General features: G+C 45.9%; 4 protein-coding genes. All 4 read right to left on the reverse strand.

Translation table 11 applies throughout. The features are described 5' to 3' along the window. Window positions 1-44: 44 nt before the first annotated feature. From V7L97_RS11645 to V7L97_RS11660, 4 genes are read right to left on the reverse strand one after another with little or no spacing between them, the layout of a single operon-like run. Window positions 45-1,136 carry an ABC transporter ATP-binding protein gene (locus V7L97_RS11645; protein WP_333656163.1) on the reverse strand — a complete coding sequence of 364 codons (1,092 nt, stop codon included), beginning with the start codon at window positions 1,134-1,136 and terminating at the stop codon, window positions 45-47. Then, on the reverse strand, window positions 1,136-2,716 hold the full coding sequence (locus V7L97_RS11650) for an ABC transporter permease (RefSeq protein ID WP_333656166.1): 1,581 nt from the start codon (window positions 2,714-2,716) through the stop codon (window positions 1,136-1,138). Before V7L97_RS11650 ends, V7L97_RS11645 begins: the two co-directional genes overlap by 1 nt. 45 nt (window positions 2,717-2,761) lie before the next feature. Next, window positions 2,762-3,775, reverse strand: coding sequence for an extracellular solute-binding protein (locus tag V7L97_RS11655; protein ID WP_333656168.1), 1,014 nt, complete (start codon window positions 3,773-3,775; stop codon window positions 2,762-2,764). A 2-nt stretch (window positions 3,776-3,777) separates the two neighbouring features. Then, complete coding sequence (locus tag V7L97_RS11660; RefSeq protein ID WP_442891833.1) at window positions 3,778-4,050, reverse strand: DUF2325 domain-containing protein; 273 nt, start codon at window positions 4,048-4,050, stop codon at window positions 3,778-3,780. Window positions 4,051-4,108 lie beyond the last annotated feature (58 nt).

Below are 4,108 nucleotides of genomic sequence, written 5' to 3' on the forward strand. Positions count from 1 at the left end.
CTCTCTCAAGCCTGTCCATACCTCCTATCAAAGCAACGCACATATCAAACCTCCTTCGGAAATACGATTATATGTGTCGGGTCAACATAAATTTTCACCCTTTTTCCGGCGGCATAAACGATTGTTGACGGTTTAATCGAATGCACTGCCATGCCGTTGCGCAACTCCAGCCGGTAACTAACTTCGGGCCCCAAAAACTGCACATCAGAAATCAAAGCATCGCCTCCTTCATCCGGTGCAAAATCTACATCATCGGGCCGTATCATTATATCCACATCCCTTTCCTCCAGCGAGACACATTCCGGACATCGGAAAACGCCTGCATCAGAAATCAAAGCGCCGTTCTGAATTCTTCCCCCGATAAAATCAGCCTTTCCTACAAAACCCGCAGTAAAACGGCTTACAGGCTTATGGTATATTTCAGAAGGTGTGCCGACCTGCTCAAGCCTGCCGTGATTTAAAACTCCTATTCTGTCGGAAAGAGAGAATGCCTCTTCCTGATCATGCGTGACAAGGATAGTAGTTATCCCCTTTCCTTTCAGTATCTGCTTTGTCTCTGTTCTTAACTCCACGCGCAAATCCGCATCGAGATTCGAAAACGGCTCATCCAGAAGCATGACTTTCGGGAAAGGCGCAAGGGCCCTTGCAAGCGCAACCCGCTGCTGCTGTCCTCCGGAAAGCTCGTGCGGATACCTCTTTGCCATGCCGGCCAGTCCTACAATCTCAAGCATTTCCTCCACCCTGCGATTTGACTCCTTTCTGCCGCATCCCTTCAGTCCAAAGGCGATATTGTCAAATATGGTCATATGTGGGAACAAGGCATAATCCTGAAAGACAAGCCCTACGCCTCTTTTTTCAGGCGGTATCCACCTGCTGCCGGCAACGGGGCTGCCACCTATTATCACTTCGCCCGAGTCCGGCGCCTCAAGTCCGGCAATTATCCTCAGAATGGTGGATTTGCCGCAGCCAGACGGACCGAGGAGAGAGAAAAACTCACCCTGTTCGACATTGAGTGAAATTCTCGAAACCGCCTCTACCTTTCCATTGAAAACCTTGCTGACATTTTTGAGCAAGACAAAGGCTGCTTCTGTCTCCATAACGCATGCACTTTCTTCTTTATGCAGCCGAAATACCATTATATCCTCCTCTGCTTATTCTTCTTATCTCTTATCAATATTGCTATAGGAACAAGTCCAGCAAGAACTATCAGCAGGGCCGGAGGCGCTGCCATTTCCCACAGGGCTTCCGATGTCTCCATCCACACCCTTACGGCCAGCGTGTCAAAGGCAACAGGTCTTAACATTAATGTAGCTGGAAGCTCTTTCATGCAATCTACAAACACTATCACCCATCCGGTCAGCAGTCCGGGTTTAATTAGCGGCAAAAGTATTTTCCTTATTGTCCCCCATGTCCCTGTCCCGAGAGTCCTGGAAGCGTCTTCCAGCGACCTTGAAACAGCAGATATTGCCGAATCCTGAGAATGAATGGTTACAGGAATAAACCTAACGACATACGCTGTTATAAGAATCGCAAGCCCCCCGTACAGCCACGGGAATATAATGCCCGCAGTAAGCAATAATCCCACTGCTATGACAGGACCTGGAAGGCTGTATCCCAATGTGGACAGGTAAAATACAGACCTATTCAAGATATTCGGCTTTCTTGCGTGAAGATATGCTGCAGGAACAGCAAGAACTACCGCTACTGTAGCTCCGATTGCGGATACAAGGAGAGCATTGTATGTAAACCTTATAAAACGGCTGTCAAGTCCGCCGCTTAATGCTGCTTCTGTGCTCCATTTTAAAAGCATAGAGACCGGTGCAAAAAAAGCAATGCCGAGTATAAATAAAATCAGCACATTGCAGAGAATGCCCTCTCTTAATCCAAGCCTTCCCGGAATATATGTCCTGAACCTGCCCTTTGTCTGCTCGAACCTGCTTCTGCTTCTGAAATACCGCTCAAGATTAAGAAGCAGGAATGTCATTAAAACAAGCACGGAGCCGAGCGCTGCGGCGCCTGAAGGATCGAATCTCGCTGTCATCTGCCTGTAAATAGCCTCTGTAAAAGTCGGATACCTGAGCATTGCAACCGTTCCGAAGTCTGCCATAACCTCCATTAATGCAAGCGCAATGCCTGCAACAATGCCCGGATATGCCAGACGGATATTTACGGCCCAGAGACGCTTCCAGCCCGAAACACCGAGCGTCTTTGCTGCTTCATCATAAGCAACATTCTGGCTGAGAAGGCTCGCCCTCGTTAAAAGATATACATATGGATAATTTACAAGGCTTAATACCATTGATACGCCCCAGAAACTGTATAAATTAGGCGGACTTATAATATCTCCAAATAAACTTGTCCATGTTGACTGAAAAACGCCACCCGGAGCCATAATGCTTGCATAGGCATAGGCAAGGACATAGCCGGGAACGGCAAGAGGCAGTATCAGCGCCCATTCCCATATCTTTCTGCCCGGAAAATCATATCTTGTTACAATCCATGCCGTGCTTACTCCTATTAATGCTGTCATAAAACCAACAGATGCAAGCAATTTCAGAGTGTTTGGCAGGATTACCTTTAAACGAGTATCATATAGCCTTGTCCATAACCCCGCATCAGTGCTTAAAGCGCTATACAGAGTAAATATTATAGGAGTGGCGACTACTGCCGCCACCCCTATTGATAATGGACTAAGATATGTGAATTTACCTTTCATCGTATCGTTAATCTTAAATTTTGAATCTTGAATCTTGAATTTTTTTTACCTATACCCAACTTTATCTATAAGATCTATGGCCGGAACCACATAACGTCCCATCTGAGAAAGCGTCACATCCGATAATGTAAACCGCTGCCTCGGCATCATATCCGCATGAGGAGCAAGCCTCGGATTTACAGGATACTCTCTGTTTTCTTCGCTGAACATTCCCTGCCCTTCATCCGATGCCATGAACTCTATTAGTTTCTGAGCGGCTTCTTTATTCTTGCTCGTCTTTAAAATGCCGGCTCCTGAAACATTGTATGCGGTTCTTGGAGGGACAACAAAGGCAAGGGTCTTTTTGTCATCAGGTTTTTTCCTCAAATGCCCATACACATAATAGTGATTGACTATTGCCGCATCCACCTCTCCTTTTGCAACAGCCTCCACTGCTCTGCTGTCTGAAGGATATATTTTATCGCCTGCGTTTGCTAATACCGCTCTCAAAAATTTCTCGGTTTCGGACTCTCCCCTTTCAGCTATCATCATAGCAGTGTGAGACTGAGGATATACATTTGAGCCTGTTCTCAAGCCAAGCCTGCCTTTAAACTTAGGATCCGTCAGGCTGTCAAAGGTCTTAACCTCCTCTGGTTTTACTTTTTGGGGATTATAGGCGATAACCCTTATTCTCAGCGAAAGGCCGACCCAGCTATTGTCAGGCGCGCGCATGGCAACCGGAATGTTCTTTTCAATAATATCGGATTTTATTGGCTGAAGCAGCCCTGCTATCCTCGCCCTTTCAAGGGTTCCTGCATCAACTGTTAAATAAACATCAGCAGTTGTCCTATCCCCTTCAGCAAGCAGCTTGTTTAACAACTCCACCGTCCCTGCGGAGTGAAGGGTTATCTTTATCCCTGTCTTTTTTGTAAACTCATCCAGAACAGGCTTTATAAGCCTCTCTCCCCTGCCGGAGTATATCACTAACTCCTGCGCAAAAACCTGTCCGGTTGTTGTAAAAAAGACAATCATCGAAACAACAGCCAAAAATATTTTCATTACACCCGAAATTTTGTACATTTTTACACCTCACCTGTCGTTTTGACCGCAAAGCAGTCTAATGTAGAGCTATTCAGACAACTTAGGCAGTTTCTGAGTGTGCAGATACCGCATGAATGATGCTGAAAAACCGGAATATTTTTTGCTTTTGCTATATTCATCACCTCCTTTTTTATCTTGTGCGATACCTTGTTTGTAAAAATAACCACTGCATCCACATGCTTGATCTTTGATGCAATGCCTGTTTTCCGATTTTGTATAGACCTTGAGTTCAACACCCAGCCTTTCAGCCTCATTGATATTGATGTAGTCTCTCTCAAGCCTGTCCATACCTCCTATCAAAGCAACGCACAT

Origin of the sequence: Dissulfurispira sp., assembly GCF_036745535.1 — a bacterium.
Classification (GTDB): Bacteria; Nitrospirota; Thermodesulfovibrionia; order Thermodesulfovibrionales; family Dissulfurispiraceae; genus Dissulfurispira.

Excerpts from the sequence above, each read along its gene's own strand:
- V7L97_RS11650 (WP_333656166.1), bottom strand. The coding sequence starts at position 2,716 with ATGAAAGGTAAATTCACATATCTTAGTCCATTATCAATAGGGGTGGCG.
- V7L97_RS11645 (WP_333656163.1), bottom strand. The coding sequence starts at position 1,136 with ATGGTATTTCGGCTGCATAAAGAAGAAAGTGCATGCGTTATGGAGACA.
- V7L97_RS11655 (WP_333656168.1), bottom strand. The coding sequence starts at position 3,775 with ATGTACAAAATTTCGGGTGTAATGAAAATATTTTTGGCTGTTGTTTCG.
- V7L97_RS11660 (WP_442891833.1), bottom strand. The coding sequence starts at position 4,050 with ATGAGGCTGAAAGGCTGGGTGTTGAACTCAAGGTCTATACAAAATCGG.